Below are 20903 nucleotides of genomic sequence, written 5' to 3'. Positions count from 1 at the left end.
AACGGTTCGGGTGGAGGCGAGCGAAGATGCACGCACACGAGCACGAGCGCAGCGCAAGCGACTCGCTGCGACCCACGGCAGCCAGAATCGACGAGCGGTCTGACCCGACGCTCTTCAGGGCGGCGGCGGCAGGTCGTGGCGACGTGGTCGGTCCGGCCGGGTTGCTCCAGCTGCAGCGGACGGTCGGCAACGCGGCCTCCGGGACGATCATGAGGAGCCCGGTGCTGAACGTCCTGGCCAACAGCTCGGGCAGCCCGCTTGCCGAGCCGGTGCGCGAGGACATGGAGTCTCGGCTCGGAGCCGACTTCTCCGACGTACGGGTGCATACGGGGGACGAGGCGCACCAGTCGGCTCGCGCAGTCAGTGCGCACGCCTTCACGGTCGGGTCCAACATCGTCTTCCAGCGGGGCAGCTACGACACCGACTCGCAGGCCGGCAAGACGATGCTCGCCCACGAGCTGACCCACGTGATCCAGCAGCGCTCCGGGCCCGTCGACGGGACTCCCATGGAGGGTGGGATCAAGGTGAGCGACCCGTCGGACCGTTTCGAGCGCGAGGCCTCGGCCAATGCGGAGCACGTCATGTCTCGCCCAGCCTCCCTCGGTGTCCAGCGCGCGGCGGAAGACGAGGAAGCGGTGCAGGGCGCCTTCGTCCAGCGTGAGGAAGACGAGGAAGCGGTGCAGGGCGCCTTCGTCCAGCGTGAGGAAGACGAGGACGCCACCGCTGAGTGAGGTGTCCGCTCGGGAACGGCGTGATCGGCATCCGGTCGGATGGCGCCGCGGGACGGTGCTCTGGGGATCGGTGTCGGCGGGATCCGTTCTGGCCCGCCCGACGACTGTCCCCGTCGCCCGATGGGGCAGCCGCTGTTACCCGAGCAGACGCGCTGACGGACGTGCTCGAGGGGCAAGGGTGACGAAGGCTGGGTCTCAGCGCTCCCGGACCCGGCCGAGAAGCGCCTGAACCAGTCGAGGAGGGGGCATGCCGAACTATCTGTCACCCGGCGTCTACGTCGAAGAGGTCGAGGCCGGTTCGCGGCCGATCGAAGGCGTGGGCACCGCGGTCGCGGCCTTTGTGGGATTTGCGGACAGTGGACCACTGAACCAACCCACCCTCGTCTCGAACTGGACCCAGTTCGCCGAGACCTTCGGCGACTTCCAGCCGGACACCTATCTGGCCCATGCGGTCTATGGGTACATGCAGAACGGTGGCAACAACTGCTTCATCGTTCGGATCGGCAGCGGTGTTGCCGGCGCCACGAACGGCAGCTCACCGACCAACGGCAACGGCGCCGCGGCCGGGCAGCAGCCCGAGGTCGGGCCGCCGCAGGCCATCCTCGGCGGCCTGACGATGACCGCCATCGGCTCGGCCGCGCGCAAGTCGGTGACCATCGAGGTCACGGACGCGAGCCCGGGCTCGTCGTCGACCGACCAGTTCAAGCTCGTCGTCGCCGTGGACGGAAAGCCGACCGAGACCTTCGACAACCTCAGCGCCACCAAGGGCGCCGACTACGTCGTGACGAAGGTGAACCAGAAGTCCAAGATCATCACCGTCGAGGAGCCTCAGGCGGCGACGGTGACCAAGCCGGCCAACGGCACCACCGACCTGACCGCGCCCGCGACGGTCAGCGACGAGGTGGCGGTCGCCGGGGGAGTACCGGTGTCACCGAGCGACTACGTCGGGGACGTGGCCCGACGCACCGGGTTCAGCGCCCTCGAGGCGGTCGACGAGGTCACCATGGTGGCCGTCCCCGATCTCGTCTCGGCTCTAGAGCAGGGGGCGATCGACGCGGAGGGCTTCAAGGCCGTGCAGCTCGCCGTCATCGCGCACTGCGAGCTCATGGGTGACCGGGTCGCCATCCTCGACCCGCCACCTGACCTCAACGCCCAGCAGATCAAGGACTGGCGGGTGGGCGAGGCCGGCTACGACTCGAAGTTCGCGACGCTCTACTGGCCGTACGCCAAGGTGTTCGACCCCGCCTCCGGGGTGGCGAAGTTCGTCCCGCCGAGCGGCCACGTGGCCGGTATCTGGGCCCGCAGTGACAGTGAGCGAGGGGTGCACAAGGCGCCCGCCAACGAGATCGTCCGAGGGGCGATCAGCCTGCAGACCAGGATCACCAGTGCGGAGCATGACCTGCTCAATCCCGTCGGGATCAACTGCATTCGGACCTTCCCTGGCCGAGGCATCCGGGTGTGGGGGGCGCGCACCCTCTCGAGTGACCCGGCCTGGCGCTATCTCAACGTGCGTCGCCTCTTCAACTACGTCGAGGAGTCGATTCTCATCGGTACGCAGTGGACCGTGTTCGAGCCGAACGACCCAGCCCTCTGGGCTCGGATTCGGCGAACCATCAGCGCCTTCCTCGTCAACGAGTGGCGCAAGGGCGCGTTGTTCGGCATGACGCCGGATGAGGCGTACTTCGTCAAGTGCGACTCCGAGACCAACCCGGCCGAAGGCATCGACGCCGGTCAGGTGGTCTGCCAGGTCGGTATCGCGCCGGTCAAGCCTGCAGAGTTCGTCATCTTCCAGCTGTCCCAGTTCTCCGGCGGCGTCAGCCTCGTCAACGAGTGACCCGACCCCAACACGAATAGGAGTGCACGGCCATGCCACTAGCTGACCCGCTCGACTCTGCAGCGGCCAACGGTTTCAAGTTCGTCCTCGATGGCATCGAGGTCCCCAAGGTGATCGAGGTCAGCGGCCTCAAGTCCGAGGTGGACAAGATCGAGATGAAGCAGCAGACCAAGGACGGCAAGTTCATCGTTCGCAACCTCATCGGCCGTCCCAAGGGGGGCGAGATCACGGTGACCAGAGGCCTCACCGACAGCAAGACGATCACCGACTGGCTCAAGAAGGTGATGGAGGGTGACGTCGCCGGGTCCCGCAAGACGGCCGCGGTCGAGGTGACCGACTACAAGGGTCAGACGATCAAGACGATCAGCTTCACGAACGTCTGGGTGAAGAGTGTCGAGGTGAGCAGCCTCAAGGCCGGAGCAGCCGAGGCGGCAACGGAGAAGTTCACGATGTGCTTCGACGAGTCGACGGTGGCGTGATGCAGCGCTCGCGGGAGAACACGCTGGCTGCTCCGGTCGATACGCTCGACCTGGATCGACCGGTGTCGTTCGCCCCCGAGCGGCCTGTGCTGCGCACCGAGTTCCAGTTCGAGCTGCCCCGCGGCTACGTGGACGGCGACGGTGTGGTGCACCGAAGCGGCACGATGCGTCTCGCGACCGCGCGTGACGAGCTACTGCCCCTCTATGACGCTCGGGTCATGGAGAACCCGGCCTTCACCACCGTGGTGCTGCTCGCTCGGGTCATCCTCGCCCTGGGTACTGTGCCCGCGATCACCTCCAACGTCATCGAGAACATGTTCGCCAGTGACGTGGCCTTCCTGCAGGACTTCTACCGCCGGGTCAACACGGAAGGCCACACCCGCGCCGCGGTGACCTGCCCAGAGTGCTCCCACCGGTTTGCCGTGGACCTTTCCGGTGGGCGCCTGGGGGAATCGTGACGTACGCGCCCGACCGGATCCACGAAGAGGTCGCGTACGTCGCTTACCACTTCCACTGGGATCTCGACGACATCCTCGACCTCGAGCACGGTCAACGCCGTCGCTACGTCAAGGAGATCGCAGACATCAACTCTCGAATGGCAGAGGAGCGGTGAACGGTGCAATGGCCGTGGAAGGGGTCGCGCGAGCGCGAGGCAGCTGCGTCGGATGACGCGGTCGTGCCGGCAGCCGCACCGATGAGATCTGCTCCTGCGAGGGTGTCGCCGGCGGGCTGGGCCAGCATGGAGCCCTTGCAGCGACAGGTGACTGACATGCCGACCGTGGCGAGCTTCACCTCCTTCGCGCCAACCCTGGCGGCCTGGAGCTCGCCGGCGTTCCTCGGGGTGATGCCTCGCGAGCTGAGCAGCCGCCCGATGACCGCCGCGAACCACAGCGAGGGCGGGTCACTGCGCGCGGCTGCGCCCCCGATGGGGAACCCGTATCCGGACGGGACGAACCCGCGGCACCCGCCCGTGGTGAGCAGGACGCACGCATCGTCGGAACCGGATGCCGACCGACTGGCTTTCCCACGCATCGTCCACCCCGAGCAGGCGACCCTGCGCCGCCTCGTCGCGGCGCCGGCCCGGGGGCTCCCCATCGTGCAGCTCGCGGCCGAGGCACTCCCGGCGGTGGCCCCCAACGCGGAGGTCGGGCCGGATATCGATCCTGCGGCGGATGACCTTGCTGCCATTGAGGCGCCCGATCGCCAGGGCCCGACCTCCGTAGGCGTAGACCTCGCTCGGCTCCCGGAGCTCCCGCTGCTCGGCCGTCCTTCACGATCGCTTCAGCGAACGGTCGCAGCCCCCCAAGCGCCGGGCCCCTCCGGCGACACCGCAGCCGTCGGTGAGACGGCGAGAGCTGCGAGGCTGGAGGACGGAGCTTCTGGGGGCGCAACGGTTGTCGACATTCCCGGGACCCCAACGACGTGGCCCCGCCCTGCGGCCCCGTTCGGGTCGCTCATACCCAACGTCCAACGCTCGACGCCATCCCCTCGCGGAGCCACCCGACCGGGGCGGCTGGGCCTGGGAACGCCGCTGCCGGAAGGGCCGCGGCCCCTCACCCGTAGCCTTCCGGTCCGTCAGCCGCCGACCGACACCCCGATCGTGCAGGCGTCGTTCGTACCACCGGGTGGAACCACCTCCCCGGCGGCGGCTGACGTTCAGGGGCCACAACCGTCGGAGCAGTCGGTGACCGAGGCGGGCACGGTTCCTGACTCAGCTCAACTCCTGACGCACTCTCCACTGGGCGATCCGTCGACACCGGCACACTCCGGCACCCAGCACGGGACCGGTGGTGGCGACTCGACGCGCGAGGAGGTTCGTGACGCCAGGGTCTCGGACGTGCAGGTGGACGTGGGCCCGGCGCCCATCGTGGTGGAGCCCTTTGACGACCTTCTGGTGGCCATGCCCGTGACCGGGTCGGGAACGCGGCCGGCCCCGCTGACCGAGGCCAACACCCTTGACGCAGTGGCCCAACGAGTCGTCGTGTCGAGTCCAACGGTGTCTCGCAGCCCGGCTCCCTCGCACCCAGAGGTGCTGAACCAGGCAACCGACATTGACGGCGCCGAAGACGGGCCGGCGCGCGGCGTCGCCAACGGGGCCGAGGCTGGTGCGTGGCCGGAAGGCGGCCATCCACCACAGCACGAAGCCGGGTCCGGGTCCGGGTCAGCTCGGTACGCGCCAGTCCAGCGTGCTGCCAGCCTCGCTGGTCCCACACCGTCAGAGCTCCCGACGTTGCCCGTCCTTGCAGCCGGGCCCGGGCCGTTGGTTCGGATGCCGGTGGCCCCGGCTGCCGCCCCGTCCGTACGGGTGCTGGCTTCCGCTGCCTCGTCGGCTCAGGTGCAACGCTCGACGGTCCAGCTGCAGCGGTCGGCTGCCGCCCGCCCCCACGGTCCAGCCCAGCCGGCCCGCACCACCTCGGTCCAGACGTCAGACAGGGCCCAGCCACGTCCTCCGAGCTCAGGCTCGGGTCGAGTGACGATGGAAACAGCACGTCCGACGTTGGCGCTACAGCGATCACACCGCGGTGGGCCTCCCTCACCCGACCCGCAGATCGTCGTGGCTCCCGCTGAGCGGCCCGAGTCGACCATCGAGGCGCGGAGCAACGAGGCCCTTCAGTCCTGGCCGGTCGCGGCCACCGAGACGCGGCAGGAGCCGGGTATCGAGACGCCCGTGCTCCAGCGCCGAAAGGACTCTCTGCCGCCGCTCGTGGTCGTGCGACCGGGGGCACCCGCTACCGGAACTACGGCGTGGTCAGGGCCGCTGTCGCCGTCCCGACCGTCCGGACCGTCCGGGGCGCATCCCCCACCCGGGACCTCACTTCAGCAGGGCTCCTTCGCGGTGCAGAGGTCGTCGGGGGCAGGGCCGGCAAGCGCCGTGATGTCTGACCCGGCGCGTGTGCCCGCCTCCGGCCCGGTCGGCCTGCGGCCGATCACCTCGGCGTTCACGCCGACGACCCCGGGGTCGGGTGACCTCCCGGTGCAGCGGTGGCTACCCGGACTGGTTCGGGGGCCTCGGCAGGCCGTGGCGACGTCAGGTCGCCCCTTGAGCGTGGCCGCACCGTACGAGAGCCCGGCCACCGTCGACATGCCGGTGGTCTCTTCGCCGGCGGGCAACGGGCAGATAGGCCTGGCGGTGCAACCCACTCTCGATCCCGTGGCGGCAGGAGTTGCTGAGGCGCCGGTCTCCGCAGGCCAGTCGCGCGTGAGCGAGGTGGTGACGGTCAGTGGGCCCAGCGGCATCCGCGAAGAGCCCGCCGGAACACCGTCGGCCCGTACCGCTACGACAGCCCAGGAGCTGGACGAGCTCGCACGGCGACTGTACGAACCGCTGGCGTCTCGGCTGCGCACGGAGCTGCTGGTCGACCGCGAGCGTCGTGGTCAGCGCACGGATGCATGGTGAGAGGGGAGCGATGATCCAGGACGTCAACGTCGCAGTCTCGGTGAGCTTCCAGGTCAAGCTCGACGACCAGGATCTCGGCGAGTTCAGTAGCTGTGAGGGCCTGGGCTGCGAGGTGGTTCTGGAGACGCGCGAGGAGGGCGGCAACAACGGCTTCACGTGGCAGCTGCCGACCAAGCTGCGGTATCCGAACATCAAGCTGACCCGCCCACTAGGGCGCGACACCGAGAAGATCGTCAAGTGGCTGTCGAGCATCCAGACCGGCTACACCCGTCGAACCGGCACGATCGTGGCGATGCGTGGCGACGGCAAGGTCATCGCGACGTGGGGCCTGCTGGATGTGGTGCCGGTGCGATGGAGTGGCCCGTCCCTGAACTCTGACCAGGCCAAGGTCGTCACCGAGACCGTGGAGATTGCGCACCACGGCTTCATCACGACCGGTCAGGGGGCCTGATGGCTTCGCCGGTTGCCATGGACGCGACGGCCGCGGGAGCGACGAAGCTCGGTGCGAACGGGCGGCCCAAGCTGGAACATGCCTACCTGTTGCTGCACGAGCCGTCGCCCGACGGCACGCTGTCCAAACCCGGCCCGCAGATCGGCAAGATCCTCTTCCAGTTCAACCCGAAAGAGCTGAGCCTCACCAAGACGGCCCGGTGGGTGCGAGGCACCGGATCCGGCAACAAGAAGTCCGGCCCGCCTCAGTTCACCGGGCCGGAGCCCGCCAAGCTGTCCCTAGAGATGTTCTTCGACGCCTCGGACACCCAGGATGCGAGCGTCGTCAAGAGTGTGGAGCAGCTCTTCGCCTGCTGCATCCCCACGACCGCCTCGCATCAGAAGGACAAGGGGTCACCGCCCTGGGTGCTCTTCCGGTGGGGCGGGCTCACCGGGTTCCTCGCCTACGTCAGCGGGGTGACCGCCAAGTACACGATGTTTGCGCCGAGCGGCCTGCCGATCCGAGCCATCTGTACGGTTCAGCTGGAAGAGCTCGCCGGCGACGCGCCCAAGCAGAACCCCACCTCGGGAGGACTGGTGCCCCGGCGAATCCACGTTCTCGTCGAGGGTGACACCTTGGCGATGTTGGCCTATCGCGAGTACGGCGACGCGACCGCGTGGCGAGCCGTGGCCGCCATCAACGGGATCGACGACCCGATGCGGTTACGCCCCGGGAACACCCTGCTCATGCCCTCGACGGAAGATCTCGGCCCGAGCAGTCTCGTCCACCATGGGCGCGTCGGACTCCTCGCAGACCAGGGGACGAGTCATGGCGTCTGAGCTCGAGGCGACGACCAGCACCTTCCGGATCGACGTGGAGGGGGCCCCGCTCTCGGATGCCGTTCAGGCCCGCCTGAGCCAGGTCGTCATCGATGACAGCCGCAACGTGCCCGACCTGTTCATGCTCACGTTCGTCGACTTCGACGCCGACGTCCGTGCGACGAGCGCCTTCAAGGTCGGATCCGTCGTGAAGATCTCGGTACAGCGCAGCGGATCCAGCGGGCCGGACCTGTTGCTGACCGGCGAGGTGACGGGGATCGACCTGGAGATCGCCTCCGACGGGAGCGAGCGCACCCTCGTGCGTGGCTACGACCACTCGCATCGGCTCCACCACGGACAGCGCACCGAGGCCTACGTCAACGTCAAGGCGGGAGACATCGCCCGGACCGTCGCGGGGCGAGCGGGGTTGAAGGCGGGCGTCATCGACTCGTTCGAGCCGGTGCTCGACCACGTCGGGCAGGGCGGCGTCAGTGACTGGGCCTTCCTGCGCGAGCTGGCCGCGGACGTCGGTGCCGAGGTGACCGTCAGTGATGGGGCCCTCCATTTCCGCAGGCCGGCCAAGGCGTCTGCAGCATCGGGGAAGACCGAGGCCCGCCAGGACCCGCTCGTGCTGGAGAAGGGCGTCAACCTGTTCTCGATCCGGGCCGGCATCACCGCCTCCGACCAGGTCTCCGAGGTCGAGGTGCGGGGGTGGGACGCCCAGGCCAAGCAGGCCCTGGTGGCTCGAGCCTCGGCCACCACGAACGGCGCTGCGCTGGACGGCGTCAGCCCGGCCAGCCTCGGTCAGGTGTTCAAAGGGCCGAACTGGGTCGAGTCTCGTTCGTCCGCTTCAGTCCTGTCGGCCCTGGAGACCACGGCGAAGGCCATCGCCGACCGGATCGGGGGGTCCTTCGCGGAGATCGAGGGAACTGCGAGGGGCCACCCACTGCTGCGGTCCGGTACCCCGGTCACCATCGCCAAGGTGGGGGCGCCGGTCGATGGCCGCTACGTCCTCAGCGGGGTGCGACACGAGTTCACCGGCGACCACGGCTATCTCACCCGCTTCACGGTGAGCAGCTCGTCTGAGCGATCCATCTACGGACTCGCCACCGGCGTGGGCGGAAGGGGGACCGGCCAGCAGAGAAGTGGCGTCATGCCGGCCCTCGTCACGGACGTGAAGGACCCCGACGGTCGAGGTCGCGTGCGGGTGACCTTCCCCCTCATGTCCGACACGTACGTCACGGGGTGGGCGCGCACCGTGCAGCTGGGTGCCGGTCAGAACCGGGGGTCGCTGGTGCTTCCCGAGGTCGGCGACGAGGTGCTCGTGGCGTTCGGGACGGGCGACTTCGACGACCCCTACGTCATCGGCGGCCTCTACAACGGCAAGGACGTGCCGAAGGTGGGCTGGAACGAGCACGTCGATGCCACGAGCGGTTCGATCAAGCGGCGGGCGTTCGTGTCTCGCAGCGGGATGGTCATCGAGATGATCGAGTCATCGACCGAGGAACGGCTCACGCTCGCGACGGCGGACGGTAAGCAGCGAGTCACGCTGGTGCAGAAGGCCGCTGCTGCCATCGAGATCATCTCCGAGGGGCCGGTCACGGTGACGGCCAAGCAGAACGTGAGCATCTCGACCACTGGCGGCAACGTCTCGGTCGAGACCTCCGGCGGCAGCCTGTCGCTCAAGGCCGCGACGATCGCCATCGAGGCGCAGGGGCAGCTCACGCTCAAGGGAGTCAACGTCAAGATCGACGGCCAGGCCATGGCCGAGCTGGGCTCCGGCGGCATCACGACCGTCAGGGGCAGCCTCGTGCAGATCAACTGACCGGCTCACAGCAACCGACCCCATTCCACCATCAGACCGAGCCCAAGGAAAGGAGGGCAAGATGCCCTTTGCGGCCCGCGTCGGCGACCTGACAGCCCACCCCGGGGTCGTCACCGGTCCGGGAGTCGCGACCGTGCTCATCGGCGGTCTCCCTGCGGCGGTCGCCGGAGACCTCCATACGTGCGCCATGCCGCCGCCCGCCGGTCCCCACCCTCCCAGTCCGTTCGCCCCCGGATCCGTCACCGTGCTGATCGGCAAGCGTCCCGCGCTGCGGGTCGGCGACCTCTGCGGCTGCGGCGCGCCGATCATTCCTCCTGGCTGCCCGACCGTGCTGATCGGAGGGTGAGATGGCGCAGGAGTTCATCGGTACCGGCTGGGGGTTCCCGGTGAGCGTCGACCCCACGGGAGGCATCACCCTGGTCTCCGGCCCGAGAGAGATCGAGCAGAGCATCCGGCTGATCCTCGCCACAGCCCCCGGGGAGAGACCCATGCGGCCGGAGTTCGGGTGTGCCGTGCACGACTACGTCTTCGCCCCGGCCGACGCCGGAACCGCTGGCGACATCGCCTACGCCGTCCGGGTCGCCCTCGAGAGGTGGGAGCCCCGGATCGAGCTGGAAGACGTGGACGTCCGCTTCGACGCGGTCGACCAGGGCACGCTCTACATCGATATCCACTACTCCGTCTCTGGCACCAACGACCCCCGCAACCTGGTCTTCCCCTTCTACGTCATCCCCTCGGAGGGCGATGCGCCATGAGTCTGCCCTTGCCGAACCTCGACGACCGGCACTTTCAGGACCTGGTCGACGATGCCAAACGGATGGTCCAGGAGCGCAGCCCGGAATGGAGCGACCACAACGTGTCAGACCCCGGGGTCACGTTGATCGAGACCTTCGCCTTCATGGTCGACCAGCTGATCTACCGGCTCAACCGGGTGCCCGACAAGCTCTACCTGGCCTTCCTCGACCTGGTGGGGGTTCGTCCGCACGCCCCCGGAGCGGCTACCGCCGATACGACGTTCTGGCTCTCGGCGCCGCAACCGGAGCCGGTGCTGGTCGCGGCGGGTGTCCAGGTCGCCACGCAGCGGACCGAGAGCGAAGACGCAGTCGTGTTCGAGACGACCAGCGACCTCCGCATCCCACCTCGTCGACTGGTGGCCGTGGCGACCGCGGTAGCCGGCAGCGATGTCGTCCAACGCGCGCTCGAGCTGCGTGAGGAGTCGGGAATCGCCTGCTTCGGCGAGCCCCCGGCGTTGGGGGACGCGCTGCTCTTCGGTCTCGATGACGCCGCGCCGCGCTGCGCCGTCGCACTGCGCCTGGACTGCGACGTGCAGGGTGCCGGCGTGCATCCCGGTTTCCCGCCGCTGAGATGGGAGGCCTGGACCCGTGACGGATGGCAGCCCTGCGACCTTGACACCGACCAGACAGGGGGCCTCAACCGTCCGGGCGACGTGATCATCCACGTGCCGGCCGCTCACCTGGCGTCGATCTCGGGTGGAGTCCACGGTGGCTGGCTCCGCTGTGTCGTCACCGACCCAGTGGGGGACTACCCGCCCTATCGCGTGTCACCGCAGGTTCGCTCGGTGACGGCCTTCACGATCGGTGGCACGATCGGGGCCGTCAACGCGGAGCTGGTCTTCGACGAGGTGCTCGGGCTGTCGGAGGGGGTGTCGGGTCAGGGCTTCGCGCTCGCCCGCCACCCACTCGTCAGGGATGGTTCGCCCCTCGTGCTCGAGGTCGCCGGCGGGTCGGGATGGCAGGAGTGGGCCGAGGTCTCATCCTTCGCCGAGCACGGGCCGGATGACCGCGTCTTTCACGTCGACTCCGCCGCCGGGGTCATCGAGCTGCCGCCGGCGGTTCGGGAGGCAGACGGGACGGTGCGGCGCTACGGGGCCATCCCCCCCAAGGCCGCCCCGCTCCGGCTGCAGTCGTATCGGTTCGGCGGCGGGCCCAGGGGCAATGTGGCCAGCCGAACCCTACGGGTGCTGCGCACCTCCATCCCCATGGTCGAACGAGTCGAGAACCGGCGGCCTGCCCTGGGTGGGGTGTCGGCTGAGACGCTCGAGGAAGTGCGCGTGCGGGGACCGCTCGACCTCAGAACCCTCGACCGGGCCGTGACGGCAGAGGACTTCGAGGTGCTCGCCATCCGATCGACCCCCACCCTGGCCCGCGTCCGCTGCATCACCGAGCCGAACTGCGGAGCAAGGCTGCTCGTGGTCCCGGCGGCCCCTCACGAGGCCGACGACACCTTGCGGTTCGAAGATCTGATCCCCTCCGAGTCGCTGTTGGCGACGCTGACCGAGCACCTCGAAGAGCGTCGGGTCGTCGGGACGCGGCTCGTCGTCGAGCCGCCCCTGTACCAGGGCGTGACGATCGTCGCCCGTCTCACGGCGCGTCCGCGTACCGACCCGAGCAACCTTCGCGAGGCGGCCCTGCGGGCGCTGTACCGCTACTTCGACCCTCTGCGCGGCGGACCCGACGGGAGCGGCTGGCCCTTTGGGCGACCCGTCCAGGCGGGTGAGGTGTACGCGGTGCTGCAGAGACTTCCGGCGACCGAGCTCGTCGAAGAGGTACGGCTCTTCGCGGTGGATCCCCTGACCTCCGAACGCGGCCAGCAGGCTGATCGGATCGAGCTCGACGCCAACGCCCTCGTCTTCTCGTTCGGCCACCAGGTCCGGGCGACGAAGGGGCGATGACGATGCGCGGGCGGGTCGATGGCCTGCAGAGCCCGTTCCCGGTGCTCTTCCAGCTTCCAGGTGTCTACCAGGAGGAGGGCTTCACAGAGCGGTTCGTCGGAGCCTTCGACGACAGCCTGGCTCCGCTCGTCTCTTCGCTCGACAACCTGGCAACCTACGTCGATCCCGACCTGACCCCGCCGGACTTCCTGGCCTGGCTCGCCGGGTGGGTCGCGGTGGACCTCGACGACCAGACCCGGACCGCAGACCTGCGACGCGCGGTGCGGGCGTCGGTTCCCACGCACCGTCGACGCGGCACTCGGCTGGGTCTACGGGAGGTCGTGTCGCACCTGACCGGGGCGCAGGTCGAGGTCACCGACTCCGGGGGGGCCATCTGGTCGGTGACGCCAGGCACGCCGCTGCCCGGCGACCCTGACCCGGTCGTGCGGATCAGGGTGCTGGTCGACGATCTGGGGAGCCTTGACCGCAGTCGCCTCGAGGCGGTCGTCCGGTCTGCGAAACCGGTGCACGTCGCAGATGTCATCGAGGTCACCGAGGTCACCGAGGTCACCGAGCGGAGTGTGGTCTCGGGGAGTGAACCGTGATGTGGGTCAGGCAGCGAAGACGCGAGTGGCATGAGGTATGGAGGCGGGCGATGATCAGCTGCGACCAGTGTGGGTCGGCCAACGAGGCTGGTGAGTCCTTCTGTGGTGCGTGCGGCGCATTTCTGGAGTGGGAGGCCAAGAAACCTCAGCCGAGCGCCCCTCAGGTGGAACCGGCTGCCGAGCCGGAGCCGGAGCCAGCCGCTCCCCTTGCGAAAGCAGCGGCCCCCACCTCAGCGGCCCAGAAGGTGAACACCCCGCCCAAGCCCGTCGCCCCGGTCGAGCAGGCCGTCACTGCGGTGCGACCTGGTGTCGCGGCGCCCAAGCCCCGTCGACGCGAGCTCCCGCCGGAGGACCGGGTTCCCCTGCCGGGTGAGACGGTGTGCCCGGCGTGTGGTGCGGGCAACGTCGCGCCCCGCCGCTTCTGCCGTCGCTGCGGTGCTGACCTCGTCGATGCCCCCGTCGTCTCAGACCTCCCGTGGTACCGACGTCTCTTCCAGCGTTCTCCCAAGGCGGGTCCGCTGGCCGGGGACCGGCCCAAGCGCCGACGGGGGCGCCGGCGCGGCTACCGCACCCTGGTCAGGGCCGTCATCGCGCTCGGTATCGTCGGCGCCGGGGTCTGGTTCGCACTGCCCCACCTCGGTTCCAGGGGTGCCGCCGTCCAAGACCGCATCTCTGGTTCGCAAGTGGTCAACCCCACGTCCATCACCGCTTCGAGCGCCGTGAAGAGCCATCCCGCCGCCGCGCTCCGCGATGGAGCCACGAACACGTACTGGTCTCCCGCCCGCCCTGGCGCAGGCAAGGGCCAGTACATCCAGGCCACCTTCGCCGATCCGGTCCGCCTGCTGACCATCCAGGTCTTCAACGGCTCATCGGAGTCGCCCAAGGGCTATCTGACGACGGCCAGGGTCGCGACCCTCGGAGTCATGTTGACCCTGGAGGACGGCAGCACCCAGAAGCTGGACTCGGTGACGCTCGGCGACTCCCCGGGCCCGCAGGAGGTGCCGATCGCCGTGAGCAACGTGACCGAGGTGCGCCTCACCGTCGAGGCGGCCTACGGTGCCGCGTCGAACCGTCGGCTGGCCGTGGGTGAGCTCGCCTTCTTCAAGCGTTCCTGACCGGGGTCAAGGGGAATCAGATGGCCGGTCGTGCGCTCAACAGCCCGTCGTGAATCATGCTCGTCCCCTCGGATCGACTCGAGAAGGAGATGGTAGGAGTGTCGGACCTGGTCGGTGGCCACCGGGTCGTCGGCCCGGGTGTGGGCCGCGATGAGCGCGCGCCACGCAGAGTCGTTCCACCGGTCCAGCGCCACGGCGCGCTCGGCAGCGGCGATGGCGGCGTCTGCGCTGCCGGCTCGCAGGCAGAGGGCACAGAGCCGGATGGCGGCCTGCGCTACGGAGAGGCGGGCGTGTTCTCGGATCTGAAGCGCCCACTCGGCCGCTCCGTCGTCGGGCAGCACGTCGTCCGTGTACAGCTCGAGAGCGCTGGACAAGGCTCGGCCCTGGCCGGCAGGGTCACCATCGCGGCCGAGCTCTCGCGCGATCCGAAGCTGCGCCATCACCCGCTGCAGGTCTGTCACCAGGCTGAGGCTGCGAGCGAAGGTGTAGGTGTCCCCGCCCCGGGCCAGCAGCGTGTGGGACCGTCCGGGGGCGTGCGGCTCCAGAGATCGGCGGAGTGCGCAGATGGCGACGTGCAGGTTGTGGATGCCGGCCGCCGGGCGAAGCGTCGGCCAGAACTGCTCCACGAGCCAGTCCCGGTGCACGGGCGTGCCGGCCCGGATCGCCAGCGCGCGCAACACGCCCCGGGCGACCGGACGTACCTCGGCGAGGTTGACCTGGACCTGGTGGATGGTGAGGTCGAACGAGCCCAGGCAGCGGACGCTCACCTCCAGGGCGGACGCCGTAGGGCTCGGCTCCGGAGGCGGTGCGCGCAGACGCTCGGCCGGCCCACTGAGCCACTCCCAAGGACGGATCGTCCGTGAGCTTCCGTGGGTGCCCACCGGCCCGGCACCTGCGTGCACATGACCACGCGGCCCAGGCCCAGCACTTCGCCCAACCGGGGTCACCGAGAGCTCTCGGGCCAGTTCGAGCAGGTCCGTCCGACTGCCGGGCTTGACGATGGCCAGAGCCGCGTAGGCCGTCGCGTGAGCTCCGGCGACGCCGGAGGCGCGCGCCAAGGCCTCAGCCGACGAGGCGGCGGCGGAGGCCTCGGGCAGGTCGGCGTTCGCGACAGCGAGGGCCAGACCGGAGCTGAGCCAGGCGACGCCGGGGACCGACCCCAGCCCACGGGCCCGAACGGTGAGCTTCTCGAGCAGCGTGAGGTCGGGGTGCCCGGCGCGGAACTCGGTGAGGGCAACGGCGCACTCGAGCAGGAAGGCCCCGGCCGGGTCACCGACAGCCCGTCGCTCTGCAGCCACTCGCAGAGCGGCGTCGATGCCCTGGCCGGCCCCGTCTCGGATCAGCCCGATCGTCAGGGCGATCCGCGCCATCCACGTCTCTCCCCGCGCGAGACTGTCCGCGTGCACGGCATCGAGCGCCTCGGCCGGGTCGGCGGAGTCGATCAGCACCGCCATGACCGCAGAGAGCAGCCGGGCCGCTTCCGGTTCCGCCGCCCAGGCTGCAAGCGGGTCGTCGACCGAACCTGCTGCCCCTCCCGCCCAGCGAAGCGCCTCGGCCACAACGTCTTCGCAGAGGCGGGCACCTTCCCGGTCCACCATCTGCGAGGCCGCCTGACGGGCGGTCCTCTCGCAGTCCTCGGGCCGTCCGTCGGCGAGTAGCCGTCGTGCCGTCGCCAGCATGAACCAGGGGTCGTGGTCTCGAACGTCGGGAGGCAGCAGGTCGAGCCACGTCGACATGTCCGGTCGGGTCAGCAGTGCGCCGTGGACTCGCAGCAGGCTCGACAGGCCCGGCCAGTCGGCCGCCCGGGCTCGCGCGGTCGCTTCCTCGCCCGGCGCTTGGGCCCGCACGAGCACGTCGATGGCCAAGGCGCGCACCGTGCGAACGGTCTCGGCGCCGAGCTGCTCGCGCAGTTGAATGCGGAGATGGTCGCGCAGGACCCGGTTGTAGTGGAAGCAGTCGGGGTCGAACGGGTCGCGACGGACCAGCCCCTCACGGCGGGTCAGCTCCATCAGCACCTTGCGCGACCCGGTCCACCCCAACAGCTCGTCGCACCGCCCCGGGGTCACGGTGTCGAACACGCTTGTGAGCCGGAGAAATTCGACGAGTGGCGGCGGCAGGGGGCGTAGAACCTCGCGAGAGAGGTAGTCCTGCAGGTACTGGTCGTTCGTCGTACGAGCCGCGGTTGCAGAACCCGGCCGGCCGGTTCGAGAGCCCAGGCCGAGGTGGTGCAGGTGCAGGGCCGCGGCCCAGCCGTCGGTGTCGTGAGCGAGCTGCGCCGCAGCCGCCGGATCCAAGGTGGTCCCGTAGACGTCTCGGAAGAGGGCGGCGACCTCGCGCGGACGAAAGCGCAGTGCCTCGCCTGTGATGAGCACCGGTGTCGGGAACTCGCGGTGCGCGAGGTTGAAGGCGGGCATCGTGCGTGAGGCGATGAGGATGGTGGCGTGCGGCGTCGATCGTTCGATGAAGTGCTCGACCACCTCCATGTCGTGCGATGCGATGCCGTGCGCGTCATCGATGACCACCGTGATCGACCCCGGCGGACCGGTCGAAGTGCTGATCGCCACGGTGAGGGGGTGTAGGTCGATGGGGCCGGACGTGTCGACCCAGTGCACCGGTCGCGTTGAGCGGCCGGACCACTGCTCGAGGAGAGTGGTCTTACCGCTGCCCAACGGAGCCACGATGAGCGCGACACCGGTCGGTAACGCGTCCTCGAGGCAGCGCACCAGGCGGTGCCTCGGCAGCACCCGCCATCGATCTGACACCGCCTTCGCCTCCCCGCCCGGATCGTCTCAAGCATGGGGATCCGGCTGTGACCAGTATCGGCGGCGGGTGCCCGAGACGTCCCGTGATGTGCGGTTTCCGTACCAATCTTTTACCAAAGGCAGGGTTGATACCAGGTAGTAACCGGTTCGGGCACCCGGACGGGCCCATCAGGGCCCAAGACGCTCATGAACGGCGCGACTAGGGTCGCCCGTATGTCGCTCCCGTCGCTCCGCTCACGCCGACGCCCACGCCCTCAAAAGCCGCGCCGCGTGCTGGTCACCGGCGCGGCATCCGGGCTGGGGTTGGCGTTGGTCACGGCCTTCGGCGTCAGGGGCGAGCAGGTGCTCGCCACCGACATCAGTGCCGACCGACCGGCCACCCTCCCGCCCCGCATCGACTACCTGCCGCTCGACGTGCGCAGCGACGACGCCTGGAGCGCGGCACTCGAGCACGTGCTGGCGTCGATGGGTGGGCTCGACCTGCTCGTCAACAACGCCGGGGTAGCCGCCGCCGGGCGCATCGACATGGCCACGATGGAGGAGTGGCAGTGGATCGTCGACATCAACCTGCTGGGCGTGGTGCGCGGATGTCGAACGTTCACGCCGCTGTTCAAAGAACAGGGCAGTGGCCACATCGTCAACACCGCGTCGCTGGCCGGTCTTGTCCATGCTCCCGGGATGTCGGCCTACAACTCCGTCAAGGCAGGGGTCGTGGCGCTCAGCGAGACCCTGCTGCACGAGCTGCGCCCGCACGGTATCTCCGTTTCGGTGGTCTGCCCGTCGTTCTTCCGAACCAACCTGACCGACTCCTTCCGGGGTGCCGACGCCGAGGTGGAGCAGGCGGGCGCGGCGATGGTCACCCGCTCGCGCCGCACGGCCGACCGGGTCGCGTCGACGGTCATCCACGGCATCGACGCCCGACGAGACCTGATCCTGACCGACCCAGAAGGCCAGATCATCTGGCGTATCAAGCGATTCGCACGGCCGCTGTACCGCGCCGGCATGAACCGAGCCGGTGCCGAGTTCGCTCGCGCTCGCGGCCGGCAGTCGAAGGCCACCGCCTCGCACTGGTGACCGGCCGCCTCAGCCGTGACGCGTGTCGACCTGGCTGGGCCAGTCGGCCCCGAGAACCTCGCGGAGGCTGCGCGCGAGCAGGTCGGCCGCCACCCCTGACTCGGCCCGCGAGTAGGTCTTGCTGAACGTCGGTTCGTGGTCGTCCTGCTCCCAGCCCAGGGTGACGAGCCGGCCCTGCTGCGCGACCGAGAGGTCGCTGAGCCCCTCGAACTCGGTGTCACCGATGCACTCGAGCGCAAGCCACCCCTCGAGCAGTCGTACCTGCAGCAGCACCTCCGCCATCGGTGGGGCGGCGACCGTCGACGGTCGGGGGGTGGACGGCATCCGAGCGGGCCGGCCCCTGCGCCAGCGTCTGCGGGGGTGAGCACCACCGTGGTCACCGACGGGTGCTGCGGGGTGAGCCGCAAACGTGGCGAAGCCGTCGCCGGCCAGCGCTTCGAGCTGCCCGGCGACCCGCCCGACCCAGGCCTCCCACGACTCCTCGGGGTGGTCAGTCATCGTGAGTCCCCCTCCACGACCGCAGATTCCAGCAGCGTGCGCAGTCGATCGGGCAGCGGGTGGGGGCGGCGGGTGGTTGCGCTGATCTCCACGTGCACCCAGTGCCCCAGCGCCTTGAGGTCGGGGTCCACCTCCGCGCTGCGCTCGGGGTCGAGGAAGAGCCCGAGCTGGTACGTGGCACTGCTCGAACCCAGCCGCACCACCCGAAGCCCCACGACCAGGGGAGCCGGAAAGGCGACCTCGGCGAAGAAGGTGCAACCCGACTCTGCGACGACCCCCTGCGTCGGGTCGGTGAGGGGGTCGATGGCGACGTGCTCGGCCTGCCAGCCGTTGATGGCCGAGTCGAACAGCTCGTAGTAGACCGCGTTGTTGAGGTGGCCGTACATGTCGTTGTCGGACCAGCGAGTCGTGACCGGTCGCTGCACGGGAAAGTCGCCGAGCCTCAGCTCGCCTGGGTCGGATGCCGCTGGGCCGTTCGTCACCTCGCCCATCCTGCCCGACCCCACCCGACCCCACCTGACCCCACCTGACCCCACCTGACCCTGCCCGACCCTGCCCGACCCTGCCCGACCCTGCCCGACCCTGCCGTGCCACCGCCCACCTGCTCGACGCGACGTGGCTCCACCGGCTACAACGCCAGTGGTCACAGCAGCGCTGGTGGCGATACGTCACAAAAGCCGACACTTACCGACCGGGCTCGATGCCGTAGACAGATCACCCGACCGTCGTTACTTTGAGCGAAGCGTCGTGGGCAGTGCCGCCGCGTCGGACCGACCGAGAGGGCATCCTCATGTCTCGTTCAGCTCCACTTCACCATTTGTTCCTCGTGTGCGGGGAGGCCTGAGGTGTCCGGCGGTGGCCCCGAGCTGAAGAAGGCTCTCAACCAACGTCAGCTGACGATGATCGCCATGGGTGGCGTGATCGGCGCCGGCCTGTTCGTCGGGTCGGGCACGGTCATCCACGACACCGGGCCGGGCGCGTTCATCACCTACGCCTTGTGTGGCGTGCTCATCATCATGGTCATGCGCATGCTCGCCGAGATGGCGGTGGCACAACCCTCGACCGGCTCCTTCGCCGACTACTCGCGCAAGGCGCTCGGTGACTGGGCCGGCTTCTCCGTCGGTTGGCTGTACTGGTACTTCTGGGTCATCGTCGTCGGCTTCGAGGCGGTGGCCGGGGCGAAGGTCGCCAACTTCTGGCTCCCCGACGTGCCGACCTGGCTTCTCAGCCTCTTCCTGATGCTCCTCATGACCGGTACCAACCTCATCTCGGTGAGCTCGTTCGGCGAGTTCGAGTTCTGGTTCGCGGGCATCAAGGTCGGCGCGATCATCATCTTCCTGATCTGTGGCGGGCTCTTCGTCTTCGGCATCTGGCCCAACGCCACCAGAGACTTCAGCAACCTCACGCAGCAGGGCGGCTTCTTCCCGAACGGGGGTGCGGCCATCACGGCAGGGGTGGTCACAGTCATCTTCTCGATGGTCGGCGCCGAGATCGCCACCATCGCCGCGGCCGAGTCCGACGACCCCGAGCGGGCCGTGTCGAAGGCCGCCAACTCGGTGATCACCCGCATCGCGATCTTCTTCGTCGGCTCGATCTTCCTGCTGTCGGTCATCCTGCCGTGGAACTCGCCCGACCTGGCCGTCTCGCCGTACGTCGCGGCGTTCAAGCAGATGGGTATCCCCTACGCCGACGACGTGATGAACGCCGTCGTGCTCACCGCGGTGCTCTCGTGTCTCAACTCCGGCCTCTACACCGCGTCTCGCATGCTGTTCGTGCTGGCGGCTCGTCGCGAGGCCCCCGCATCGATGGTGTCGGTCAACTCGCGCGGCGTGCCGGTGGTCGCCATCCTCGCCTCGTCGGTCGTCGGCTTCCTCGCCGTGATCATGGCCGCCATCTCGCCCGACACGGTGTTCTCGTTCCTGCTGAACTCCTCTGGTGCCATCATCCTGTTCGTCTACCTGCTCATCGCCATCTCGCAGATCATCCTGCGATATCGAACCGACGAGTCGACGATCAAGGTGAAGATGTGGTGGTTCCCCGGCCTCTCGGCGGCGACGGCCCTGGGCATCATCCTGGTGCTGGTTCAGATGGGGCTGACCGCCGACGTGCGGATCCAGCTGGTTCTGAGCCTTCTGTCGTTCGGCGTGGTGCTCATCCTCTTCTTCATCAACAAGCGCCGCATCGCTCGGCTGCCGATCAGGGCCGAGGTCGAACCGACCGGCGACGCGCGTCGCGTGCTCGTGCTGGCCAACCAGACCCTGGAGGCTGACGAGCTCATCAGCGAGCTGGACCGGATCGACGCCAGTGGCAAGGCGACGTACTTCGTCTGTGTACCGGCCAGTGCTGTCGAGACCGGCACCGCGTGGACGCACGGCGCCGTGTCGGTGCATGACGCGACGGTCGCGGCTGCGCAGGAGCGGTTGGACCGGACCCTCGAGACACTGTCGGCCCACCAGCTCGACGCCACCGGCGCTCTGGGCGACTACCGCCCCATTCGGGCTCTGCAGAAGGCCGTTCAGGAGTTCCGTCCCGACCAGATCGTCGTCGTGACGCTCCCGGCGTCGGATTCGGTGTGGCAGCGGTTCGAGGTCGTCGACCGGGCGGCTGAGCTGGGGGTGCCGGTGACGCACGTCGAAGCGGCCTCGCTCGTGGCGCCGGTCTGAC

General features: G+C 69.1%; 19 protein-coding genes. 16 read left to right on the top strand and 3 right to left on the bottom strand.

Features of this window, described 5'->3' with window-relative positions; genetic code table 11:
* Positions 1-26: 26 nt before the first annotated feature.
* The 14 genes from BA895_RS17580 (at position 27) to BA895_RS17520 (ending at position 13905) form a co-directional block, all read left to right on the top strand.
* On the top strand, positions 27-731 hold the full coding sequence (locus BA895_RS17580; RefSeq protein ID WP_070193143.1) for a DUF4157 domain-containing protein: 705 nt from the start codon (positions 27-29) through the stop codon (positions 729-731).
* 247 nt (positions 732-978) lie between these two features.
* A complete protein-coding gene (locus tag BA895_RS17575) occupies positions 979-2565 on the top strand; it encodes a phage tail sheath subtilisin-like domain-containing protein (RefSeq protein ID WP_070193142.1) in 1587 nt (528 codons plus the stop codon).
* A gap of 32 nt (positions 2566-2597) precedes the next feature.
* The gene (locus BA895_RS17570) at positions 2598-3044 is read left to right on the top strand and encodes a phage tail protein (protein WP_070193141.1); all 447 of its coding nucleotides are present in this window, start codon (positions 2598-2600) and stop codon (positions 3042-3044) included.
* Positions 3044-3502, top strand: coding sequence for a hypothetical protein (locus tag BA895_RS17565; protein ID WP_254666540.1), 459 nt, complete (start codon positions 3044-3046; stop codon positions 3500-3502). The genes BA895_RS17570 and BA895_RS17565 overlap by 1 nt, the downstream gene beginning before the upstream one ends.
* Positions 3499-3657: a DUF6760 family protein gene (locus tag BA895_RS24035; RefSeq protein WP_175442365.1), complete on the top strand. Its 159-nt coding sequence runs from the start codon at positions 3499-3501 to the stop codon at positions 3655-3657. Before BA895_RS17565 ends, BA895_RS24035 begins: the two co-directional genes overlap by 4 nt.
* Positions 3658-5520: 1863 nt before the next feature.
* Entirely contained in the window at positions 5521-6441 is a 921-nt protein-coding gene (locus BA895_RS23665) for a hypothetical protein (RefSeq protein WP_139142742.1), read from the top strand.
* Between the two features lie 10 nt (positions 6442-6451).
* Complete coding sequence (locus BA895_RS17555) at positions 6452-6892, top strand: phage tail protein (protein ID WP_070193139.1); 441 nt, start codon at positions 6452-6454, stop codon at positions 6890-6892.
* A complete protein-coding gene (locus tag BA895_RS17550; protein ID WP_083283489.1) occupies positions 6892-7710 on the top strand; it encodes a LysM peptidoglycan-binding domain-containing protein in 819 nt (272 codons plus the stop codon). The genes BA895_RS17555 and BA895_RS17550 overlap by 1 nt, the downstream gene beginning before the upstream one ends.
* Entirely contained in the window at positions 7700-9514 is a 1815-nt protein-coding gene (locus BA895_RS17545) for a VgrG-related protein (RefSeq protein WP_070193137.1), read from the top strand. The genes BA895_RS17550 and BA895_RS17545 overlap by 11 nt, the downstream gene beginning before the upstream one ends.
* A gap of 61 nt (positions 9515-9575) precedes the next feature.
* Positions 9576-9860 (top strand): PAAR domain-containing protein, encoded by a 285-nt coding sequence (locus BA895_RS17540; protein ID WP_070193136.1) that lies wholly within the window; start codon positions 9576-9578, stop codon positions 9858-9860.
* A gap of 1 nt (position 9861) precedes the next feature.
* Positions 9862-10269, top strand: coding sequence for a GPW/gp25 family protein (locus BA895_RS17535; RefSeq protein WP_070193135.1), 408 nt, complete (start codon positions 9862-9864; stop codon positions 10267-10269).
* Entirely contained in the window at positions 10266-12206 is a 1941-nt protein-coding gene (locus BA895_RS17530; protein ID WP_070193134.1) for a putative baseplate assembly protein, read from the top strand. The genes BA895_RS17535 and BA895_RS17530 overlap by 4 nt, the downstream gene beginning before the upstream one ends.
* A complete protein-coding gene (locus tag BA895_RS17525; protein WP_083283488.1) occupies positions 12203-12790 on the top strand; it encodes a phage tail protein in 588 nt (195 codons plus the stop codon). Before BA895_RS17530 ends, BA895_RS17525 begins: the two co-directional genes overlap by 4 nt.
* 245 nt (positions 12791-13035) lie before the next feature.
* Positions 13036-13905: a discoidin domain-containing protein gene (locus BA895_RS17520; RefSeq protein ID WP_175442364.1), complete on the top strand. Its 870-nt coding sequence runs from the start codon at positions 13036-13038 to the stop codon at positions 13903-13905.
* Here the strand turns inward: BA895_RS17520 and BA895_RS17515 are convergent.
* Positions 13842-16667, bottom strand: a complete 2826-nt coding sequence (locus tag BA895_RS17515; protein ID WP_139142739.1) for a BTAD domain-containing putative transcriptional regulator — start codon at positions 16665-16667, stop codon at positions 13842-13844. The two genes, BA895_RS17520 and BA895_RS17515, sit on opposite strands and share 64 nt — an antisense overlap.
* Positions 16668-16937: 270 nt before the next feature.
* On the opposite strand from BA895_RS17515, the gene BA895_RS17510 reads away from it, so the two are divergent.
* Positions 16938-17741, top strand: coding sequence for an SDR family NAD(P)-dependent oxidoreductase (locus BA895_RS17510; protein ID WP_254666539.1), 804 nt, complete (start codon positions 16938-16940; stop codon positions 17739-17741).
* 9 nt (positions 17742-17750) lie between these two features.
* Here the strand turns inward: BA895_RS17510 and BA895_RS17505 are convergent, their stop codons facing one another.
* Complete coding sequence (locus tag BA895_RS17505; protein WP_070193130.1) at positions 17751-18239, bottom strand: hypothetical protein; 489 nt, start codon at positions 18237-18239, stop codon at positions 17751-17753.
* On the bottom strand, positions 18236-18721 hold the full coding sequence (locus BA895_RS17500) for a thioesterase family protein (RefSeq protein ID WP_254666538.1): 486 nt from the start codon (positions 18719-18721) through the stop codon (positions 18236-18238). The genes BA895_RS17505 and BA895_RS17500 overlap by 4 nt, the downstream gene beginning before the upstream one ends.
* A 363-nt stretch (positions 18722-19084) precedes the next feature.
* Here BA895_RS17500 and BA895_RS17495 point away from each other — a divergent pair, with 363 nt between their 5' ends.
* Complete coding sequence (locus BA895_RS17495; protein WP_083283487.1) at positions 19085-20902, top strand: amino acid permease; 1818 nt, start codon at positions 19085-19087, stop codon at positions 20900-20902.
* Position 20903: the final 1 nt, after the last annotated feature.

The sequence above is a fragment of the Humibacillus sp. DSM 29435 genome (assembly GCF_001758225.1).
GTDB lineage: Bacteria > Actinomycetota > Actinomycetes > Actinomycetales > Dermatophilaceae > DSM-29435.
This window is presented reverse-complemented; position numbering and strand designations above follow the sequence as displayed.